A 20,428-nucleotide genomic window follows, 5' to 3' on the forward strand; every position below is an offset into this window, starting at 1 on the left:
CTTACACTGTAACTATAATTTCAGTTCCTCGATCGCTTGCGCTATTGATAACTAAATTTCCTTTAAGGCGATCGCATCTTTCTCGCATTCCGATTAAACCAAAACCCTGATTCTGTAATAGTTGAGGATTAAAACCGATACCATTGTCTTTTATTTGCAGGTGAACTATGTCAGTTTCATAGATTAGCTGGATGCAAATTTGGTCAGCTTGGGCATAGCGTAAGGTATTAGTTGTCGCTTCCTGGGCGATACGGAATAGATTGACTTCTATTTCTGGATTTAAAGATCGAGGTTCACCTTCAATAAAAATTTCTGCTTTAATATCTATACCAGAAACCATTTTATCTATAAGCTGATGTAACGCGGTAATTAAGTCCCCTGAGTCTAAAGCTTCTGGGCGCAGGGCGCGAACAGAACGACGAGCTTCGGTAATTCCTTCTTTAGCAAGAATTTTAGCCCGTAGTAACCGTTCTTGGGCAGCTTCGGGTTGAGTATTTAAGCTGTTTCTGGCAGCTTCGAGTTGTAAAGAGATGCCTGTAAAAGCTTGTGCCAGAGTATCGTGAATTTCCCGCGCCATGCGGTTACGTTCGTCAAGGATGGCTAATTCTGCCTGTTCTTTTTGCTGTTGAATTTGTTGACGGTAAATCGCACTACCAACACAGCTGGCAGCCGTTTTAAATACGGCAATTTCAGGTAGTGTTGAACGTTTTGGTTTTCGGCAATAATCGATTCCGAGGACTCCCCAAAAGCAATCGCCAACAAAAATCCCTACGCCGTAAGTAGATTTAACTCCTAATTCCATCTGTTCCGTTTGGAAAAACTCATCAGGAAATTCGTCAATAGCTCCCCCAACAAAACCTCCTTCTTTTAGGGAAACTAACATATCTTCTTGTTCTTTAGAATAGGTAATTTCCTTGAGTTCTGGATGTAAAATTTGACGGTTAGCGTATTGAGAATCCCATTCGTAAAGTAAACGGATAAATCCCCAAGTTTCCCCAGTTGAGTCTTCAAACCACTGTGCAACACATACCCGATCGCAATCTAAACTTTCTCCTAACATCTTGAGTGCTGCGTTAATTCCTTCATCAATATCGGCGATCGCTAGTAATTGATTAGCTGCATTAGCGGTTGCTTCTAACCATCTGTCCCGTAAAGATAATATTTGGTTGCTTTCTTCTAATTGTGCTGCTTTTTCTTGGGCTGCTTGTTCTCTTTCAAGAATCATTGTTCTTTCTGCTTGTTCTCTTTCCTGTTGAATCTGCTGACGGTAAATGGCACTACCGATACAGCTTGCAGCCGTTTTGAATACAGCAATTTCAGCTAGTGTTAAGCGTTTTGGTTCACGGCAATGGTCAATTCCCAAAACTCCCCAATACTGATTATCCACAAAAATTGGTACAGCATAGGTAGATTTTACGCCTAATTCTTCTATCTGAGAGCTACGGAAAGGTTCGGGAAATTCCTCAATTAAACCACCGATCCATTCTCCTGCTTGTAGTTTGACAAAATATTCTGCTATGCCATCAGTAGAAATCTCGTTGAGTTGAGGATGGACAAGTTGAGAAATAGTACCAAGAGAATACCATTCGTATAGTTGACACAAAAAACCTAAAGATTCACCTGTAGAATCTTCAAAATGCTGCATCACAGCAACTCGATCGCAATCCAAGCTTTCTCCTAACATCTTGAGTGCTGCGTTAATCCCTTCATCGAGTTTGGCGATCGCTAGTAATTGATTGGCTGCATTAGCGGTTGCTTCTAACCATCTGTCTCGGAGGGATAATATTTGGTTACTTTCTTCTAGTTGTGCTGCTTTTTCTTGGGCTGCTTTTTCTCTTTCCAATAAAATGTTGCGTTCAGCTTTTTCTTGGGCGCGACGGGTACGTTCTTGCTCAATTGCACCTCCAATACAGGCAGCAGCCGTTTTTAAGATACTTAGTTCCGCTTCGCTACGGTGTGTCTCTTTTCGACAGTCATCAATACCGATATTTCCCCAATACTTGTCCTCGATAAAAATAGGAACGCTACTAAGTGTTTTAACTCCTATTTTTGCCATTTTGCTCCGAAAAGGTTCGGGTATTTCTTCTAGCTGACAGCTAATCGTTTGTCCCTTACTGAAAAGCTCGTACCATTCTTCTATTCCCTCGTAGCTTTCTTGTGCTACTTCTGGATGATTGATTTGTGAAACAGCGTAGGCTGAGTCCCATTCATATGTAATTTTCCAATAAAGATGTGAAGGATCGGATGGATTATCAAAATTTTCTACAATGGCAATTCTATCTGTATCGATACTTTCACCAATAATCTGCAATGCTCTATTTACTGTATTATCAAAATCTTCTCCTGTTAACAAGATATTAGAAGCTTGGGCGGTAGCTGCTAAAATACGGTAGCTTCGCTGCACTTCGCGCTCGCGCTGCTCTAAAACCTGATTATGTTCTTTTAACTGGGCTGCCTTCTCTTGTGCTGCTTTCTCTCGCTCTTGTAAAATATTGCGCTCTGCTTTTTCTTGGGCGCGACGGGTGCGTTCTTGCTCAATTGCTCCTCCAATACAAGCAGCAGCAGTTTTTAGAATACTTAGTTCAGCTTCACTACGACATGTTTCTGCTCGACAGTCATCAATACCTACAATTCCCCAATGCTTGCCTTCTATAAAAAGAGGAACACCATGGACTATCTTTACGCCTATTTTTGCTTGTCCACTACGAAAAGGTTCGGGCATTTCCTCCAATCGACACCTAATACTTTGACCTTTTTTTTGAAGTTCATACCACTCTTCTATCCCTTCGTAACTCCCTTGAGTTAGTTCTGGATGAGAAATTTGTGGCATTGTATCGGGTGAATTCCATTCGTATAAAACTCTCCAGTGTGGAATTGATGGCTTAGATGGATTATGCCAATTTTCAATAACTGTAACTCGATCTGTATCTAAACTTATACCAATTATTTCTAAGGCTTTATTTACTGCTTTATCAAAATCTTCTCCTGTTAACAAAACATTAGAAGCTTGGGCAGTAGCTGCTAAAATACGGTAGCTTCGCTGCACTTCGCGCTCGCGCTGCTCTAAAACCTGATTATGTTCTTGTAGCTGTGTAACTCTTTGTTGTTCTAGTAATATTTGGCGTTCTGCTTGTTCTCCTTCCTCGCGAATACGACTTTGTTGGATGGCACTACCAATACAAGCAGCAGTAGTTTTGAGTATAGAAATTTCGGTTTCGCTACGTTGTTTGGCTTCCCGACAGTCATCAAAACCAATTAAACCCCAATATTTTCCATCGATCGTAATAGGAACAGAATATAGCGATTTTACGCCGATTTCTTTTTGTCCACTTCTTACTGGTTCAGGAATTTCCTCAATAACTCTCCCTACAACTTCACCTTTATTTAACTGTTCGTACCAGCTTTCTATTCCTTCGTAACTTACCTGTTGTAAATTGGGATGATGTAACTGAGAAATTGCATGGATTGAATGCCACTCAAACAGCATTTTGGCATAACCCAGAGATTCACCTGTAGAATCTTCGCAGTGTTCCATTACCGAAACTCGATCTGTATCAATTCCTTCGCCGATAATTTGCAAAGCACGAGCGATCGCATTATCTAAATTTTCATGATTAAGTAAAGCCTGGGCAGCATTGGCAGTAATCTTGAAAAGGCGATCGCGTCCTGGTAACTCTTCTGCTTTCTGTTGTTCGAGTAAAGCGATTCTTTCTGCTTCTTTTTTGGCGCGATGGTTATTAGTTGAGATGCTAAGGCGATCGCTTATTTCTTGCTCCATTTTTTGACTTAAATCTTTGAAAACACAAAAATTTGCTCAAACCATCATAATTATTGATTTTTATCAATAATCAACTTTAGTTTTATTTATCTTTAATTTTAAAGGGTTTGGGCAATATCAGACAAAATTAGGCAAGAACTGAGAAGTCAAAAGCGATCGATCGCTGGTAGATATAAAGATAGTTAAAGCGAGTAAACTTCGAGAAATTTCTGTTTACTTAATTCAAGAAAAGTAATCTCTGAAGTTCCATTTTTGATTTCATTTGAGGTTAAAACAATATGAATATAGGAATCAACCACAGGGAAAGAACTAGCAGTAAAACACCTGGCTCAAGAAAAAGATTTTTGGCGGTTATTGCGATCGCTTTTGGGCAATTGATTCCCCCAATTTTGCGATCGCTATTTTAATGATTTAACTGTTTAGAAAGCAAACATAGTCAATAATATCAATAATTAAGGGTCTTAATTTTCTTTGACCCTTTACTTTTAATGCTTTTAAGCCAATTGTTACCCCGAAAAACTTTAGGTTGGACTTTTTACAAAAATAAATTAACAATTCATATTAATAACTTGATACTTCTTGCTATTTCTGACTTGCTACTTGCTACTTGCTACTTGCTACTGCGACGCGATAGCGAGTCCTTTAGGGCTACTTAAAAATTTCCTCATCCCTCATCCCTCAAATTAGTCTCAACCAGAGTTTATCGAAGTAAGTGCCAGAAGTTTATGGTTACTTACACTACCTAGATGAAAGTTAAGGCAGAATACTTATCTTTAGTTAGGGTAAGATTCTTAACCATTTAAAGGCGAAATCTCTACTCAAATGTTCGTAGCATAAATAGTCAGAAATATAAATTCGAGTTTTTCGATTTCTCAGTGTTTTTAATTAGTAATTATCTTTACTTCATCAAAAATTTTTTAGTTTGTCCATGATCGAGATCAATCCCACAGAAATTCCTACCCTACGTCAAAATGAACACACTTTAGGAGCACCTACTACCGCCTTAGTTTTAATGGAATATGGAGATTATCAATGTTCCCAGTCAGGTCAAGCATATTCAACTATAGAGAAAATACAGCAACAATTAGGCGATCGCTTTTGTTTTATTTTTCGCCACTTTCCTCAGTCTAAAATTCATCCCCAATCTTTCAAAGCAGCAGAAACCGCAGAAGCAGCAGGCGCACAGGGAAAATTTTGGGAAATGCACTCAATGCTGTTTGAAAACCAACAAGCACTAGAAGACGGCGATTTGATTGAATATGTTAATCGATTACAACTAGATATTCCCCGTGTCTTAAGAGAACTGAGCGATCATCTTTATCGCAGTCGTATTCAAGAAGATATTGATAGTGGTATTGAACACGGAGTCAAACAAACCCCTACTTTTTTCATCGGTATCCGCCAGGAAGGAACACAAAATCTTGACGTTTTGCTAATGCAAATTTTAAAAACTATAGCTGACAATAATTAATGACAACGGAGAACCAGTTGGGAAAAGCTATTTGACTACAAATGCCAACAGATAACTTGCAGGGCGGAGCATCGCCCCACCCTACCCTTTAGGATATTGCGTTATCTTAGAAATTAATCAACTTCTTTCGGAGAGAAAATAATGGCTTGGCGTGGTTCGACAGACGCTAAAGATCGCATCTTTGCAGCACTGGTTTATTTAATTCCTCTTTATTCGGCAATACCATTTGGTACAGACTTATTTCAGCAGTTTCCTTTTTTGAGAGTAATTCTCATTCCTTTGCAGCCCTTAGCATTGATTTATGGCCTAATTCCCTTTGGTAATTTAGTAGTATTTTTTGTGTTGTTTCTAGCTGTAGTGAGAAATGAAAAGATTCCTCATTTTATTCGTTTTAACACCATGCAGGCTATCTTAGTAGATATTGCTTTGTCCTTGTTGAGTGTTCTATTTTTCAGAATAATTGGGCCAGGAATTTTACCCAGCTTGATTACAGTAACTATTTTTAATGTTATTTTTACTGTTGTTTTAGCAGCGTGTATTTACTCTATAGTACAATCGGCTATGGGACGTTATGCAGAAATTCCTGCAATCTCCGAAGCAGTATATACTCAAGTTCCCTGAAATTACGCCTTAATTCCCACTAATCTCTAGCAACCAGCCATTCACCATTAACCACAGGGTTAGACAAGCTACCAATACCTTCTATTTTTATCGTCACGCGATCGCCAGGCACTACGGAGCCTATTCCATGAGGAGTACCTGTCAAAATAACATCTGCTGGGAGTAAAGTCATCACTTGAGAGATGTAAGAAACTAAAACCTCTGGGGGAAATACCATCCCAGAAACATAATCAGACTGTCTTGGTGTCTCTTCGTCATTAATAAAAGTCTGTATTTTGGCATCTACTGCTAATTCTCGAACAATCCAAGGCCCTAAAGGAGCAAAAGTATCAAATCCCTTTCCTCTAGTCCACGTCAGGTCTTTTTTTTGCAAATCTCTTGCTGTAACATCGTTAGCAATAGTATAACCCCAAATAACTTTACGCGTTTTTTCGGGAGTTAAATTACGGCAACGCTCTCCGATAACAATAGCTAATTCCCCTTCATAGTCTACTCTCTGAGATTGTTGGGGATAATGGATCGATTCTTCGTCTGCGATTACCGTTGTTGGCGGTTTGAGAAATAGTAAAGGCTCTTGTGGTACTGGAGTTCCCATTTCTTGAGCGTGTTTAACGTAGTTTTTGCCCACGGCTACAATTTTAGAAGGAGCGCAAGGAGCAAGTAATTTATAAGTATCGGATGCCAACTCAATATCTGTAGGTTGTCCATTAAGCCAGGGCGGAGCATCTAAAACAGCAACACTATGATCTGCTTGCAGAAATCCATAGTAAACTTGTTGCTCTTTTGTTTTTACTCGAACATATCGCTGTGCCATACTGCCAGAAAAAACGAATCACTACTTGTTTGTTTCTAACTCTAGCAGGTTGTCGGTTTAATATTTGCTACTTGAGTACAATTTGGCAAGATGCAATACACAATAAGGTTTTGCTATCTTTTCAGAGTACCAATGTCCAGATAAATGTTATCTTTAATAATTTTTTACTAGTATGCTAGGAAACTTTCAACAGAGCCAATTGAGAATTGAAATAGAAGCAGATCGACAGACTATTGGAGATTGCTTGCTAAAAACGGCCAAATTGCGTCAATGGATGTGGCCTCAAAGTTTATCTGATAATCTACCTGAGATACTTAAGCCCGATCTTACTTTTACAAGCAAGCTGGGTTTAGTAGAAATAGAACATCAAGTAGAAACCGCCGATGATAACTGTTTGCGTTTGCTACTGAGCAAAGGAATTGATGGCTACCACGAATGGTATTGGGGAGATAGTTGGATACAGTCACGTCTAGAAGGGATTTCTTTGCTACCTTTAAATCTAGGACAAACTCTTAGTTTACTGAGATTGCGTCAGTATCTCGCTCGCATCAAAAGCGAGCGAGCAGAAAGTTCTAATTCTTAAAGCAATCAAAAAATTTTTTAAATTATGGCTATCGATCGAGATACTTTGTGGCAACAGTTTTTGCAGCCTTTATTTGGTCTATTAATTGATGAAAACTCTCTCAAAAAATTATCGAGTAGTATTAACTGGAAACCAGAATACGATCGCTTAAGTAATCCCAATCTCGTTTACCCTCATTACTATCAGTCACAAAATTTCCACGGTGTTGCTGGAGGCTATTTAACCTCTGGTGCTGCGGTGACCTATGATGCGGTGACACAATATGTTTTACCTCCCAATGAAAATTGGGTTAGACAAGGAGTAGTTGATGCTGTTGCTGGAAAACCAACCAGAATATTGGATTTAGGGTGTGGTACTGGCTCAACTACCATTTTGCTGCACCAGGCTTTTCCTGAAGCGGAAATAATTGGTTTAGATTTGTCTCCCTATATGCTAGCGATCGCAAATTACAAGGCAAACCAGCTTGGTTGTAATATTCAATGGTTACATGGGTTGGCAGAAACCACTAATTTACCCGATCGTAGTTTTAATTTGGTAACAGCTAGCTTGTTATTTCATGAAACTCCGCCATCAATTTCTCAAGCTATTTTAAGAGAGTGTTTTCGTCTTTTAACCCCAGGGGGACAGGCGATAATTCTCGATGGAAATCAAAAAACTTTACGTCAAACTCCTTGGTTAACTAATATTTTTGAAGAGCCTTATATTCAAGAATATGCCCAAGGAAATGTGGATGCTTGGCTTGGTGCTGCGGGATTTGACATGATTCGTACAGAGGAAGTTTGGTGGACTAATCAAGTCAGTTACGGCTTTAAACCTCTTCCGATAACAGAACGCGATCGAGCATCTGTTAATGATTTTCAATTTGCTTTTAATGGTTAATAATCAATTATTGATAAAAATCAAAGTAAATTTTTAATATTTTTGACTTGCCAATGGGTTTAAAAGCAGTTTTATTTGACTTTAATGGCGTAATTATTAATGATGAAACTATTCATCAAGAATTAATTACAGATATTTTACTGGGAGAAAACTTACGTTCTGATAGTTATGATTTTCAACGTTTTTGTTTAGGAAGAAGCGATCGTGCTTGCTTAAGAGATATTTTAAAAAATCGAGGTCGAGTTGTTTCAGAAGATTATTTGAATAAATTAATTAATAGGAAAACAATAGCTTATAAACAAAAATTATCTCAGCTAGAAACTCTACCTATTTATCCTGGTTTAAACGAATTTTTAAATCAATTACAGCAAGAACAATTAGTTGTTGGGTTAGTAACTGGTGCGTTAAAGCAAGAAGCATTATTTGTCTTAGAAAAAATCTCTCTTGTTCAATATTTTTCTATTATCGTAGCAGGAGATGATATTACTAGTAGTAAACCAGAACCAGATGGTTATTTATTAGCAGTATCGAAAATTAGTCAACAGTATCCAGAACTAAATTTACAACCTAACGAATGTTTAGTAATTGAAGATACTTATGCAGGAATTGAAGCAGCAAAAAGAGCGGGAATGCAAGTTGTCGGAATTTCCCATACTTACCCTTTACATATGCTGCAAAGACGAGCGGACTGGACAGTAGACTATTTGGCTGATATTGAAATTGCCAGAGTTAATCAAGTACTTTCAAATCAAGAAATAGTTTTTTAATTGCGCTTAGTATATTTGTTACGCATTAATTTCTGTTTGATTATAAAGGGATAAAAATATTTTAAAAGTAATACCCATTATCGAAACTCACTAGATAATTACTTTAATTTGATTTATTAACTCACATAGGCAATCACTGCAATTAAAATAATTAGAATTGATATTTATGATTTGTCAAGAAAGTATAAATACTTAGTCAATAAACCGATCGCTCTATATATTAACTTCTGTCAAGTAAAAGAAAATAAAATCTTCTGTATTGTCTATTTGATAAAGCTTACAACCTTTTATTCACTAAACGATTTTCAAAAATCGACAATAATTACCCAGGTTACAAATCAATTTACCATACAATGTACGAACAAATATATTAACTATCTTTAACAACGAGGATTCGTTGCCAAAATTGCCTCATTCTCAATAAGGATTGTCATGATTATTTTAGATTTAACATTCCGCAATATATTGTTCTAGGTAGATATTCTCAGCTAAAAAACGGCTCAAATTAAGTAAATTCGTCAACAATTTCCTTGACAGTTGAAAACTATTACGAAAGATGTTTTTTATTGTGGGTAAGATTTATAATTTATAACTGCCCCATATTTTTTTACCTTATTTGACAAGTCGATACTATGGTAGCTACTAGAAGCGATCGCTCTTACGAAACTCAAACTCAAGAAATTGCTCGAGAACTTATTCAATCTACCAGAAATAAGAGCAATATTTTGGGTCGGATGCGGGATCGGGTGCGTTGGGACGATAAGGTTTTAGACTGGGCAATGTCTAACCCTGGTTTACGGGTGCAGATGTTTCGCTTCATTGATACAATTCCTGCGCTGCAAAGTAAAACGGAAATTGCACGACACCTACAGCAATATATGAGTGCCGAAGCGGTAGAGTTACCCAGTGCCTTAAAAGGGATTTTGAATTTCAGTGAGCCTGATTCTTTTCCCGCTCAAACCGCAGCAGCTACTATTACAAAGGCAGTAGAGACATTAGCTTATAAGTATATTGCAGGAGAAAATATTGCCGAGGTGATTAAAACTATCGATCGCCTGAGAAAAGACGGTATGACATATACTATCGATCTCTTAGGAGAAGCGGTAATCACAGAAACGGAAGCGCAAGACTATTTACAGCGTTATTTGAATTTAATTGAACAGCTTACCCAAAAGGCACAAACTTGGAAGAGGAAAGAAGGGATCGATCGCGCTGAGGGGGAAGATATACCACAGGTACAAGTATCGGTGAAGCTAACAGCATTTTATTCTCAGTTCGATCCCCTCGATCCTGTAGGAAGTAAAGAAAAGGTTTGCGCTCGGATTCGGATTTTATTACGAAGGGCTAAAGAGTTAGGCGCAGCGATTCATTTTGATATGGAACAGTATCAATATAAGGATTTAACGCTGCAAATTCTCAAAGAGTTACTAACAGAAGATGAGTTTTGCACGCGGACAGATTTAGGAATTACCTTACAGGCTTATCTTAGAGATTCTTATCGGGATTTACAAGGTGTTATTGATTGGGCAAAGGAAAGAGGTAATCCTTTAACGGTACGTTTGGTTAAAGGGGCGTATTGGGATCAAGAAACGATTAAATCAGAACAAAATCATTGGTTGCAACCAGTCTATAACGAGAAAGCAGCTACAGATCTTAATTTTGAAAAGATGACTCAACTGCTGCTGGAAAATCATGAATATTTGTATGCAGCTATTGGCAGCCATAACGTGCGTTCTCAAGCGTTGGCTTGTGCTATTGCCGAAGAGTTAAAAATTCCTTCTCGTCGTTTTGAGATGCAAGTTCTATACGGAATGGGAGATAAATTAGCTCAAGCTTTAGTCAAGCGGGGTCATCGGGTGAGGGTATATTGTCCTTACGGGGAGTTATTACCAGGGATGGCTTATTTAATTCGCAGGTTGTTAGAGAATACTGCTAACAGTTCTTTTATTCGTCAGAACCAGGAAGAAAAACCCATTGCTGAATTAATTGCACCACCAGAAGTAGATAAGAGTAAAGATATTTCTCGAAATGCCCAGATAGACAACTCCTTAACAGGTAATGCCCCTATTCCTTTTATAGAATACATCCCTGCTGCGGATACAGATTATGCCAATAAGAGAAAACGGACTCTAGCCCAGAAAGCTCTAGAAAAAATCAAAGTCAATCTCGGCAAAACATATCTGCCCTACATAAACGGTGAATACGTGGAAACTGATAAATATCTAGATTCCGTTAATCCTTCCAGAAACACCGAATTAATAGGTAAAGTAGGACAAATTTCTATCGAGCAAGCAGAACAAGCAATGGTAGCAGCGAAAAACGCTTTTACTGCTTGGAAAAATACCTCTGTTAAAGAAAGAGCCATCATTATCGATAAAGCTGCCGATCTCATGGAACAACAACGCCATGAATTAAATGCTTGGATCTGTTTAGAAGTGGGTAAAATTATTCCTCAAGCAGATGCCGAAGTAACAGAAGCGATCGATTTTTGTCGCTATTATGCAAGAGAAATGATGGCATTGGACGATGGTTATAACTATGATGTGGCAGGAGAAAATAATCGCTACTTCTATCAACCTAAAGGTATTGCTGTAGTTATCTCTCCTTGGAATTTTCCTTTTGCCATTGCTACAGGTATGACTGTCGCAGCATTAGTTCCTGGTAACTGTACTTTACTTAAACCCGCAGCTAATTCTTCTATCATTGCAGCTAAAATCACCGAAATCTTAATTGAGGCTGGTATACCGAAAGGAGTCTTTCAGTACGTCCCTGGTAAAGGTTCACAAGTGGGCAACTATCTTGTAGAGCATAAAGATACTCACGTAATTGTCTTTACTGGTTCGAGAGAAGTGGGTTGCAATATCTACGCCCAAGCAGCCCAATTACAGCCAGGACAAAAACACCTTAAACGAGTCATTGCAGAAATGGGTGGGAAAAATGCCATTATCGTTGATGAAAGTGCCGATCTAGACCAAGCAGTAGTAGGGGTAGTGCAGTCAGCTTTCGGCTATACAGGACAAAAGTGTTCCGCTTGTTCCCGTGTTATTGTGGCTGCGCCTATCTATGATATTTTCTTGAAACGCCTTGTAGAAGCTACTAAATCTCTTAATGTGGGTGCTACAGACGATCCTAGTATTCAAGTAGGTCCTGTAATAGATGCTTCTGCTAAAGAAAAAATCTTACAGTACATCACTATAGGGAAACAAGAAAGCCAACTCGCTTTAGAAGTATCTGTCCCCGAAGGCGGTTATTACGTCTCTCCAACTATATTTAGTAATGTCGCTGCCGATGCTACTATTGCTCAAGAAGAAATCTTTGGCCCTGTTTTAGCAGTTATTAAAGCAGATAACTTTGACCAAGCTTTAACCATTGCCAACAGTACCGATTATGCCCTTACTGGGGGTTTGTATTCCCGCACTCCCAGCCGTATCGATCGCGCTTATCGTGATTTTGAAGTCGGCAATCTTTATATTAACCGTACCATTACAGGGGCGATCGTCGATCGCCAACCTTTTGGTGGCTTTAAGCTTTCGGGGGTTGGTTCTAAAGCAGGAGGACCAGACTATCTACTACAATTTCTCGATCCTCGTGTAGTAACAGAAAATATTCAGCGCCAGGGTTTTGCACCCATCGAAGGAACTTAACACCATTTACCATGCATTTGCGAGAGATTTGGGTAATTTCTAACGTTGCAAATAAGCACAGATTATTTTGAGCAAAAATAAGTAACAATGGTGGGCAATTTTTCTAACCTGGAAAAAATAGTTAAAACCAACTATCTTGCCCACCCAACATTCTATATAAGATGCCTATTTAATGAGCAGTACCATTACCATCGTAATTGTCAGAGTCGTAAAAACCGTTTTTTGTACCGAAAAATAGGCAGGATACGATGAAGATTCCCGTTAAAATTATGATTATAAGTTTGACATCCATAAAAATTTATTTCCTATGACAAATTTTTGCTATCTGAATCATAACGTGAATCAATAGCTAGAGAATCTGGAAAAAATCTGTTTTTTGCTAATTTGCGATGAGAGCTAATTGTTTAAGATTTTGAGAATTTTTGTTTTTTTAACCACCGAAAAATTGTTCTGACGTTGAAGCCTGAAGCTGCTCGTTCGACTTTACGCCAATCGATTTTATTCCACCCCACAATATTCGTATTGAAATTTGTATCAGGCAAATTAACTTTACTTGTTATTCTTCTTCCAATAATCCCATGGTGTTTTCATCTAGCCCATAAAAATCATCAGTGGTTGTCGTTTTTTTGATTTGTCTTCGAGGAAGGCGAGCGAGATCGCTTTCACAATCAGTGGTACTATAAGGTACTAATCTAGCTACAGGAACACCATGATTAGCAATGGTGAATTCTTCTCCTAGGGCTACTTGAAATAATATTTGCGATAGCTGAGTTTTCGCTTCGTGAACATTGATGAATCGATCCATGATAATTAAACTATACCTCTTCCGTGATAATGAGAACTGGAATTTTGTTCAAAGCAACGCCGAAACACAAAGTATACTTCTCAAATTGAAAATATAGTAATTCCAAGTAGAAACCACAAGTAGGCGTTAAACGGTCGTTCGCCCCTACTGTTCATCTCTCATCCTTTTACCAATGTTTAACAACGCAAGGAAATTAATTGGAATGACTATAGTAGTTTTCAACAAAGTAATTGCATCAGGATTACAAAGGTTCGAGGTGTCCTCGACATACAGCCCTTCATAAGCTTAGATTTCCTTAGTATTCCTTACTTTCAAATTAGACGTGATTTAAGTCTGTAAGCTGATATCAGTTCTTTGACACTCCCCGCGCTAAAAGCGATGGAGATTCTTAATAAAAGACTCCTTAAAGGGTTAGTCAAAAACCTGCTACTATCTAGCCTAGCAACTAGGTCTTAGCATACTTTTACTCTTTAGACAATGCCAGCCATATTTATCAATCTTGTTTCGCTCTTCTTGGTGCGCTACCAGGTGCGCGACGCGGAGCGAGTCCTTTAGGGTCTGTCGCCGACGCGGGGTCGCACCGCAATCTAAAAGCTTTGCTTGTAAAGGCTAAAAGTAGAGTGTTTTGCACCGAGCTTGGGTTTTCCCCAACCTGCCTTTTAACTACAACGTCCAATTACAGCGAATCTCACCCACAATCAGCTTATATGTTTTTGCGACTTGCTGGTTTTATGTATTAAACAATATTTCACGGACATTTAAAAACGTCTTACGATTGCTTCTCCCTGCGCTAAAAGCTACGGGGTTTACCAAATACGTTTAAGCATGAAATACTTCCCCTAGTCAATTATAGGAAACTAAAGTAAAAAATAAGTAAGAAACCCTATCTAGTTGAAAACCTGTATGCGATGTGCAACTTTCTAGGAGAGAATAATACTTTCAGAGTATTTTTAGTAAATCTTTATTTCTGAAAGCCAATAACATCCATGACTAAAAAAAGCCACACAAAGGGTAAACCTGTAGTTTTTAGGATAGCGGTGAGAACCTACGTCCCCACATTCGAGGACAAGCCATCAAGTGCGATATATAGCATTACATATCAGCGTTAGGACATCCTTAAACCTTGCTACTTGCTACTTGCTACTTGCTACTTGCTACTTCCGAGCAGATAAGTAATCTGTTCTAACCTAACTTTGTACGGCTATATCGTCCGAAGGTGCATCTTGTAGCTCACCAAGACACTGTTCGAGGGAATAGGTTTAATAAGATGAGCATTACAGAACCACAATCAAAAAGGAAATTGCAACCCCACACCAACAGCAAGATCGTTATCATCTCTGACTCTTAATTGATGCCATGTGGAAGAACCAACGCGATTGGTGAGATAAAATTCTAACTGGGGATTGGTGTTATCTTCAGAGGGTTCTAAGCCAAATAAAGATAAAGGAGTCCATCGGATAGCCAAAGTCCAGGGAATTGCATCTTCTAAGCCGTTGTTGCCAAAAGTATTGCCTTCTCCTCTAAAATTTGCTCCAAATTCTGCTACAGCACTTAATTCAGAAGATATTCCTACTGAACCACCTAAGTTGAATCCTGCTAATTCTGTACCTTCTCGTTGCACGTATCCCACTATGGGAGTAAACCAGACTGCGGTATTGGTAGCAATTTGATAATGAATGGGTAAGGCAAAAGTAACGATTAACTGTTTTCCTTCGTCGATGTCGTCTCCTCCAGGGGTAAAGATAGGAATCTCTTTATCTAAGTCTTGACGCTCAAATTCATCGCGATCATTTTCTAGGAAGTTAATGAAGGGTTGATTAGTAATACCTACTGTTGCAGCCAAACTAAGAGTAACGGGTGAACCTTCTGCTTGATTTAAAAGCCTGAGTTTAGCACTATAACCTTGTTCGGATTCATCCACATCACTAAAGATATAATCGAGGTAAATAGCACCTTCAAAGTCTTTTAAAAAGCCGTAGCGTAGGGCTGTGAGGATTCCTTGAGAGCCTAGTTGGAAGTTGAAAATAAAGTCTTGAGAAGAAACTACTCCACCATCAAAAAAAGCCAAACCATCGGTAGTCAGAGGGGTAACGATATCTTGAGACTCTTCATTAAAGCGATCGCTATATTTTCGATTAGCAGCTACTACATCAGGCATAAATGTCAGGTTAGTACCCAATGCTATTAAATCACGATCTGCGGTCAAACTTAAAGGGCCAAAACTACCAAAGGTGTTAGAAGCGTAGACATCTAAAGCTAGACGAGGATTGACTAAATAACGAATACCACTATTATAAGCGATCGCGGTATCGGGTTCACCAGAACTACGACTAATACTATTATTTCCTGTTAAGGGAACAAAAACATCACCCCAAATAAAGAGACGGGGATTTATTTCGTAAGCAATACCTCCAGCGAAACCAAACACCGTACCAAACTCTTCATCTTCACCAGGAAGACGATGGAAAAACCCCGCATTTTTATCATTGAAAAAAGCGACAGTGGGAGAGATTGTAAACTGCCATTTGTTACCGACTTCTGCTGTGTAGGGAATAGCTAAAGCAACAAAGACATTGCGATTATTGATTTCTGTTTCTGTTTCCTCGCCAATAAAGCGAAAACCCCTCGTACCCCAAGAAGCTGAAACAACACCACTTAATGCTTGAGTTTGGCTGGTGTTTTGCCATAGTCGATATTTTAATTCTCCTGCTGCTCCTTGATTTTCCGTTCGTTCGCTAGTAAAGTCACCCTGTCTAGCTGGTGTGCTACTGTCTAAAAATTGAAATTGCAATGCAAGCTGTAATTTATCAGTTATACCCCAAACAAATCCTGTATTAAAATTAACGGCGGTGTCTTCATCATCTACCCCACCAGGAACTAGATCGGGTAGGAAGAAAAGACGGTTATCAAAATTAAGAATTAATTCCCCTTGCTGTAGCTGTTTGGCTGTGGGTTGGGTAAATAGTTGTTCTGCTAAAGGTGTAGTTGTCAGATTATATTCTTCTGCATTTGGGGTTACAGATTCTTCTTGTGTGACTTCTCCACCAATACTAATCCCTGCTACCGATAAACTAATTAAGTTGCCAAAAACTGTCGAACACCAAAGATGATACTTATTCATTATAAAAGAGTTTCTTTTACTCTCACACCGAGCAAAATTCTACCAGCTAAACTACATCTCTTCTGAAATAGTTAGTTTTGATGACTGAAATTCGGGAGATTTTTAACCTAGATCCTCATACCCCTATAAAGGAGCTTCGCTCCAAGCTATAAGCTATAAGCTTATAGCTTTAAGAAGATAACCTTAAACCCTCGAACAATTATCTAGAAAAATCAAGGGTTTCAACAAGGTGAGGGATGCAGTTTAGTTAATTAGCTATGATAAGTCAAAGGTAGAGTGAAATAAAATGTTGAACCTTTACCTAATTGGGATTGTACTCCGATGTATCCTTGATGGCATTCGACAATTTTTTGACAGATAGCTAAACCAATGCCGTTACCAGAATATTGTTCTTGAGAGTGCAATCTTTTAAATGCTTGGAATATTTTATCTTGATATTCAGATTCGATACCCATACCATTATCTTTAACAGTAATCAACCACTGGTTGTCTTGCAGTTGACTGGCAATTTCAATGTGAGGTTTCTGATTACTTCTAAATTTGATACTATTACTAATAAGATTGCGTAATAATTGACTGATTGCTGTGGGTTTGACCAACACAATAGGTAAGTGGCTAATTATAATTTTGGCTTCTGTTTCTTGAATAGTTGCTTGTAGATCGATAAGTATTGTTGCGACTAACTGATTGAGATCGACATTCTGCCAATTTTGTTCATTTTTACCCGCACGGGAATAATCCAAAACATCCCGAATCATGGTTTGCATTCTCATGGCACTGCCTGTAATGTAGCTCATGTATTCTTGGGCTTGTCCATCCAGTTTTGCAGCGTATTCTTTTTCCAGTAACTGAGTGAACATATTAATCGAACGTAGTGGCTCTTGAAGATCGTGAGAAACAGTATAAGCAAAATTTTCTAACTGTTTATTCGCTTTCTTTAACTCGCGGTTTTTAGCAGCTAATTCTTTGGCAATGTGAACTATTTCCGCTGCTCCTTGACTTACTTTGCTCTCTAATTTCTGATTAATGTCGTAATATTTTATTTGTTGTGGAATTTGAGCGTAAGTTGTGCGTTGCACTATAATCTTTTTGGGCAACTGTTTATTTTGTTTTAAAGGTTGTTGATTCATATCTTTATAGATATTTGAATTAGCTTTTAACCCTCAATAGAAGCAATAAGAGCAGTCTCATAGATTACAGAACTTTTATCAAGCAAATAAAAAAAATTTACGATAAAACAGTATTAAAACTTACGAGAGATTTCTATTTAGTTGTTCATAGTCTAATCAAAATAATGTAAGATGAAATCAGTTATTTTACGTATTTTATATTGATTTTTATTAAGCCCAATTGTAATTTCAGGCTTTATACCGAGCTTTCTTAGCTGTTTTACCTCTGTTATCACTATCAATGATATTCAATGCAAATTTGTAAAAAAATAAAGAAAAGCTAAAAATATTCTAGATTTTTTGAGAATTAATCTCCGTAAATCTACTTATTAAATTATTAAAATAGAATTAGTTAATTTTGACTATTGATTCTTTACATTCTGACAAACAAATCTACAGACGCTATAGACATATTCCAAGTCTGGGAATTATCTTTTTGATTTGGTTATTGGGAATAGTCTGCGATCGCTTATGGTATAGTTTAGATAATTCTGTACCAGCATGGGATCAAGCTGATTATCTTAATGGCGCATTGAATTATTGGCAAGCTTTACAAACTCCTCAATGGTTCGATGGGGAATGGTGGCGTAATTTTTGGTTACTATCCAACAAGATTCCCCCCTTACACTATGTTTTGACAGCACCCTTTTTTAGTTGGTTTGGTCTAAAGGAAGATGCTGCTAATCTGGTAATGCCAGTCTATAGTGCAATGCTGCTAGTGGCTGTTTACGGTATTGGAGTAATTCTGTTTAATAATAAGGTAGGAATTTACGCAGCTATCTTATGTCAGTTATTACCAGGGTTATATTACTATCGTCTCGAATTTCTCTTGGATTATCCGTTAACTGCTATTACGACTTTTAGTTTTTGGTTACTCACTCTTTGGAAGGTAAAGCAAAATCAGTCTTGGTTACTAGCTATTGCTTTTGGTGTTAGCTTGGGATTTGCTGTTTTACTCAAGCAGACAGCACTTTTCTTTTTATTTATCCCCTTAGTTTGGCTGTTTTTTGCTTATTGTAAAAATCGTCAGTGGTTAGGAATATCTCAATTAATTACCAGCATCTTTATTAGTATCGCGATTTGTTATCCCTGGTATCGTACGAACTGGTTACTCATATTAACTTCAGGAAAAAGAGCCACTATAGATTCTGCAATAGCAGAAGGAGATCCTGCTTTAAATACTATTGATGCTTGGGTTTATTATTTTAAAACTCTACCCTATTTGTTATCCTGGCACTTATTATTAATTCCTGTAGTGGGAATTGTACTTTATTTGATAGCTAAAACCTTTAAGCCAAATTTTTATACCCCACCATCTCTCTCTATTAATAACAATCATGGTATGAGATGGCTACTAATTTATTTTATTGGCGGTTATTTATTATCCTCTTTCAACATTAATAAAGATGCCAGATATATTTTACCTCTATTACCGATCATTGCTCTATTCTTAGCAATTGGTTTACAAGCTTATAGTAGAAGGTGGCGTAACTATCTTCAATGGCTCACAATCATTATTGCTATAGTTTTAATGCTCTTAAATATCTTCCCATTACCAGGAGCAACCATCGCCAATATATTAAGTCCTAGAGTACAAAATTATCCCTATACCCAACAGCCTTACCCCCATCAAGAAGTTATTCAAGAAATCATAAATACCGATTTTAATTTACGAAATACTTTAGGAGTATTACCTTCAACACCTGAAATTAATCAACATAACTTTTCCTTTTATGGCGGACTGCAAAACTTTCAAGTAGTAGGTAGACAGGTAGGAATTAAAGAAAATGAAGTGATTCAAGATATGCGCTCCCTAGAATGGTTTCTTACAAAAACAGGCGATCAAGGTTCAGTACCCGAAGCTCAAGCTACCATCACTAAACTAGTATCAGAAAGTGCTGATTTTCAGCTACATAGAAGTTGGCAATTACCCGATAATAGCGAACTAAAATTATATCGTGCAACTCAACCTAATATAGAGGTAGCTATTCCGAATGAAGAGACATACTTAGAAGATAAAATACAATTAAGTAAAATCATAATACCTCAAACAGCAACTACTAATACCACAATACCCGTTACCTATCAATGGATAGGAAGTGACGAACAATTAACCCAAGGAATAGTCTTACTAACTTGGCAATTAGACAATAAAAAATCTGGTGAGAGCGTTTCGCACCATGCCCCTATAAATTGGATACACGATCGTGGTATTGGGATGGGAATGCTCGCTTCTAAACGCTTATATTTTCCCGATTATAACCCTACCTTCAAAGTAACGGAAAATACAGCAATGCTAGTACCTGAAAATATAACCCCAGGAGAGTATAAGCTACAAGCAACTTACCTCAATCGCCAAACAAAAGAAAGTTATAGCATACCAATTTCCGAAACTACCATTACCATCAATGCTAATGCTAAACCCATACCCGCACCAGAATTAGATCTAGTTACTCAACTGCGTACCATTGCACCGACAATGTCATCAGGAATTACCGCCTTAGAAGCTATCTTTGCTCAAACCGCCCGTATTAATCAATATGATGGCAAACAAGACTACCTAAAACAAACCGAACTCGCTTTATCTTATCGCTTACAAAACAGCCAACCCACAACAAAACAAAAACTAGATTGGCTATATGCGATCGCATTATCCCAGGTATTACAGCAAGATGTCAAAGGGGCAATTACATCTTGGCAAAATCTCACTCAAATAGCTCCAGATAATCCATATAATTATGCTTATCTAGCATTTGTGTATCTTTACGATTGGCAA

The 20,428-nt window shown here is 37.9% G+C and carries 13 protein-coding genes; 8 read left to right on the forward strand and 5 right to left on the reverse strand.

Annotation, left to right across the window (positions count from 1 at the left end):
• Position 1: 1 nt before the first annotated feature.
• Complete coding sequence (locus tag H1P_RS07400) at positions 2 to 3,778, reverse strand: GAF domain-containing protein (protein WP_144865639.1); 3,777 nt, start codon at positions 3,776 to 3,778, stop codon at positions 2 to 4.
• A 278-nt stretch (positions 3,779 to 4,056) separates the two neighbouring features.
• On the opposite strand from H1P_RS07400, the gene H1P_RS38840 reads away from it, so the two are divergent.
• The 3 genes from H1P_RS38840 to H1P_RS07410 all read left to right on the forward strand — a co-directional run bounded on the left by H1P_RS38840 (position 4,057) and on the right by H1P_RS07410 (position 5,870).
• Entirely contained in the window at positions 4,057 to 4,185 is a 129-nt protein-coding gene (locus H1P_RS38840; RefSeq protein ID WP_281291114.1) for a hypothetical protein, read from the forward strand.
• A 521-nt stretch (positions 4,186 to 4,706) separates the two neighbouring features.
• Positions 4,707 to 5,249 (forward strand): DsbA family protein, encoded by a 543-nt coding sequence (locus tag H1P_RS07405; RefSeq protein ID WP_144865641.1) that lies wholly within the window; start codon positions 4,707 to 4,709, stop codon positions 5,247 to 5,249.
• A 141-nt stretch (positions 5,250 to 5,390) separates the two neighbouring features.
• On the forward strand, positions 5,391 to 5,870 hold the full coding sequence (locus tag H1P_RS07410; RefSeq protein ID WP_144865642.1) for a Tic20 family protein: 480 nt from the start codon (positions 5,391 to 5,393) through the stop codon (positions 5,868 to 5,870).
• Positions 5,871 to 5,889: 19 nt separating this feature from the next.
• On the opposite strand, the gene H1P_RS07415 is transcribed toward H1P_RS07410, so the two are convergent.
• Positions 5,890 to 6,684: a fumarylacetoacetate hydrolase family protein gene (locus H1P_RS07415; protein WP_144865644.1), complete on the reverse strand. Its 795-nt coding sequence runs from the start codon at positions 6,682 to 6,684 to the stop codon at positions 5,890 to 5,892.
• Positions 6,685 to 6,856: 172 nt separating this feature from the next.
• Here H1P_RS07415 and H1P_RS07420 point away from each other — a divergent pair, with 172 nt between their 5' ends.
• The 4 genes from H1P_RS07420 to pruA all read left to right on the forward strand — a co-directional run bounded on the left by H1P_RS07420 (position 6,857) and on the right by pruA (position 12,557).
• A complete protein-coding gene (locus H1P_RS07420; protein WP_144865646.1) occupies positions 6,857 to 7,267 on the forward strand; it encodes a hypothetical protein in 411 nt (136 codons plus the stop codon).
• Between the two features lie 24 nt (positions 7,268 to 7,291).
• Positions 7,292 to 8,146 (forward strand): class I SAM-dependent methyltransferase, encoded by an 855-nt coding sequence (locus H1P_RS07425; protein ID WP_144865648.1) that lies wholly within the window; start codon positions 7,292 to 7,294, stop codon positions 8,144 to 8,146.
• Between the two features lie 53 nt (positions 8,147 to 8,199).
• A complete protein-coding gene (locus H1P_RS07430; RefSeq protein WP_144865650.1) occupies positions 8,200 to 8,913 on the forward strand; it encodes an HAD family hydrolase in 714 nt (237 codons plus the stop codon).
• A 632-nt stretch (positions 8,914 to 9,545) separates the two neighbouring features.
• On the forward strand, positions 9,546 to 12,557 hold the full coding sequence (gene pruA, locus H1P_RS07435; RefSeq protein WP_144865652.1) for an L-glutamate gamma-semialdehyde dehydrogenase: 3,012 nt from the start codon (positions 9,546 to 9,548) through the stop codon (positions 12,555 to 12,557).
• 556 nt (positions 12,558 to 13,113) lie between these two features.
• On the opposite strand, the gene H1P_RS07440 is transcribed toward pruA, so the two are convergent.
• The 3 genes from H1P_RS07440 to H1P_RS07450 all read right to left on the reverse strand — a co-directional run bounded on the left by H1P_RS07440 (position 13,114) and on the right by H1P_RS07450 (position 17,613).
• Positions 13,114 to 13,362, reverse strand: a complete 249-nt coding sequence (locus H1P_RS07440) for a type II toxin-antitoxin system Phd/YefM family antitoxin (RefSeq protein WP_144865654.1) — start codon at positions 13,360 to 13,362, stop codon at positions 13,114 to 13,116.
• Between the two features lie 1,288 nt (positions 13,363 to 14,650).
• Positions 14,651 to 16,483: a hypothetical protein gene (locus H1P_RS07445; RefSeq protein WP_144865656.1), complete on the reverse strand. Its 1,833-nt coding sequence runs from the start codon at positions 16,481 to 16,483 to the stop codon at positions 14,651 to 14,653.
• Positions 16,484 to 16,734: 251 nt separating this feature from the next.
• Positions 16,735 to 17,613 carry a sensor histidine kinase gene (locus tag H1P_RS07450; RefSeq protein WP_144865658.1) on the reverse strand — a complete coding sequence of 293 codons (879 nt, stop codon included), beginning with the start codon at positions 17,611 to 17,613 and terminating at the stop codon, positions 16,735 to 16,737.
• A gap of 397 nt (positions 17,614 to 18,010) precedes the next feature.
• Here H1P_RS07450 and H1P_RS07455 point away from each other — a divergent pair.
• On the forward strand, positions 18,011 to 20,428 hold a 2,418-nt coding region (locus tag H1P_RS07455; protein WP_246141513.1), incomplete at its 3' end, for a glycosyltransferase family 39 protein.

This window comes from Hyella patelloides LEGE 07179 (assembly GCF_900659865.1).
Lineage (GTDB): Bacteria > Cyanobacteriota > Cyanobacteriia > Cyanobacteriales > Xenococcaceae > Hyella > Hyella patelloides.

Bases quoted from the DNA above. Each gene is read 5' to 3' on its own strand.
- H1P_RS07400 (WP_144865639.1), bottom strand. From the start codon at position 3,778: ATGGAGCAAGAAATAAGCGATCGCCTTAGCATCTCAACTAATAACCAT.
- H1P_RS38840 (WP_281291114.1), top strand. From the start codon at position 4,057: ATGAATATAGGAATCAACCACAGGGAAAGAACTAGCAGTAAAACACCT.
- H1P_RS07405 (WP_144865641.1), top strand. From the start codon at position 4,707: ATGATCGAGATCAATCCCACAGAAATTCCTACCCTACGTCAAAATGAA.
- H1P_RS07410 (WP_144865642.1), top strand. From the start codon at position 5,391: ATGGCTTGGCGTGGTTCGACAGACGCTAAAGATCGCATCTTTGCAGCA.
- H1P_RS07415 (WP_144865644.1), bottom strand. From the start codon at position 6,684: ATGGCACAGCGATATGTTCGAGTAAAAACAAAAGAGCAACAAGTTTAC.
- H1P_RS07420 (WP_144865646.1), top strand. From the start codon at position 6,857: ATGCTAGGAAACTTTCAACAGAGCCAATTGAGAATTGAAATAGAAGCA.
- H1P_RS07425 (WP_144865648.1), top strand. From the start codon at position 7,292: ATGGCTATCGATCGAGATACTTTGTGGCAACAGTTTTTGCAGCCTTTA.
- H1P_RS07430 (WP_144865650.1), top strand. From the start codon at position 8,200: ATGGGTTTAAAAGCAGTTTTATTTGACTTTAATGGCGTAATTATTAAT.
- pruA (WP_144865652.1), top strand. From the start codon at position 9,546: ATGGTAGCTACTAGAAGCGATCGCTCTTACGAAACTCAAACTCAAGAA.
- H1P_RS07440 (WP_144865654.1), bottom strand. From the start codon at position 13,362: ATGGATCGATTCATCAATGTTCACGAAGCGAAAACTCAGCTATCGCAA.
- H1P_RS07445 (WP_144865656.1), bottom strand. From the start codon at position 16,483: ATGAATAAGTATCATCTTTGGTGTTCGACAGTTTTTGGCAACTTAATT.
- H1P_RS07450 (WP_144865658.1), bottom strand. From the start codon at position 17,613: ATGAATCAACAACCTTTAAAACAAAATAAACAGTTGCCCAAAAAGATT.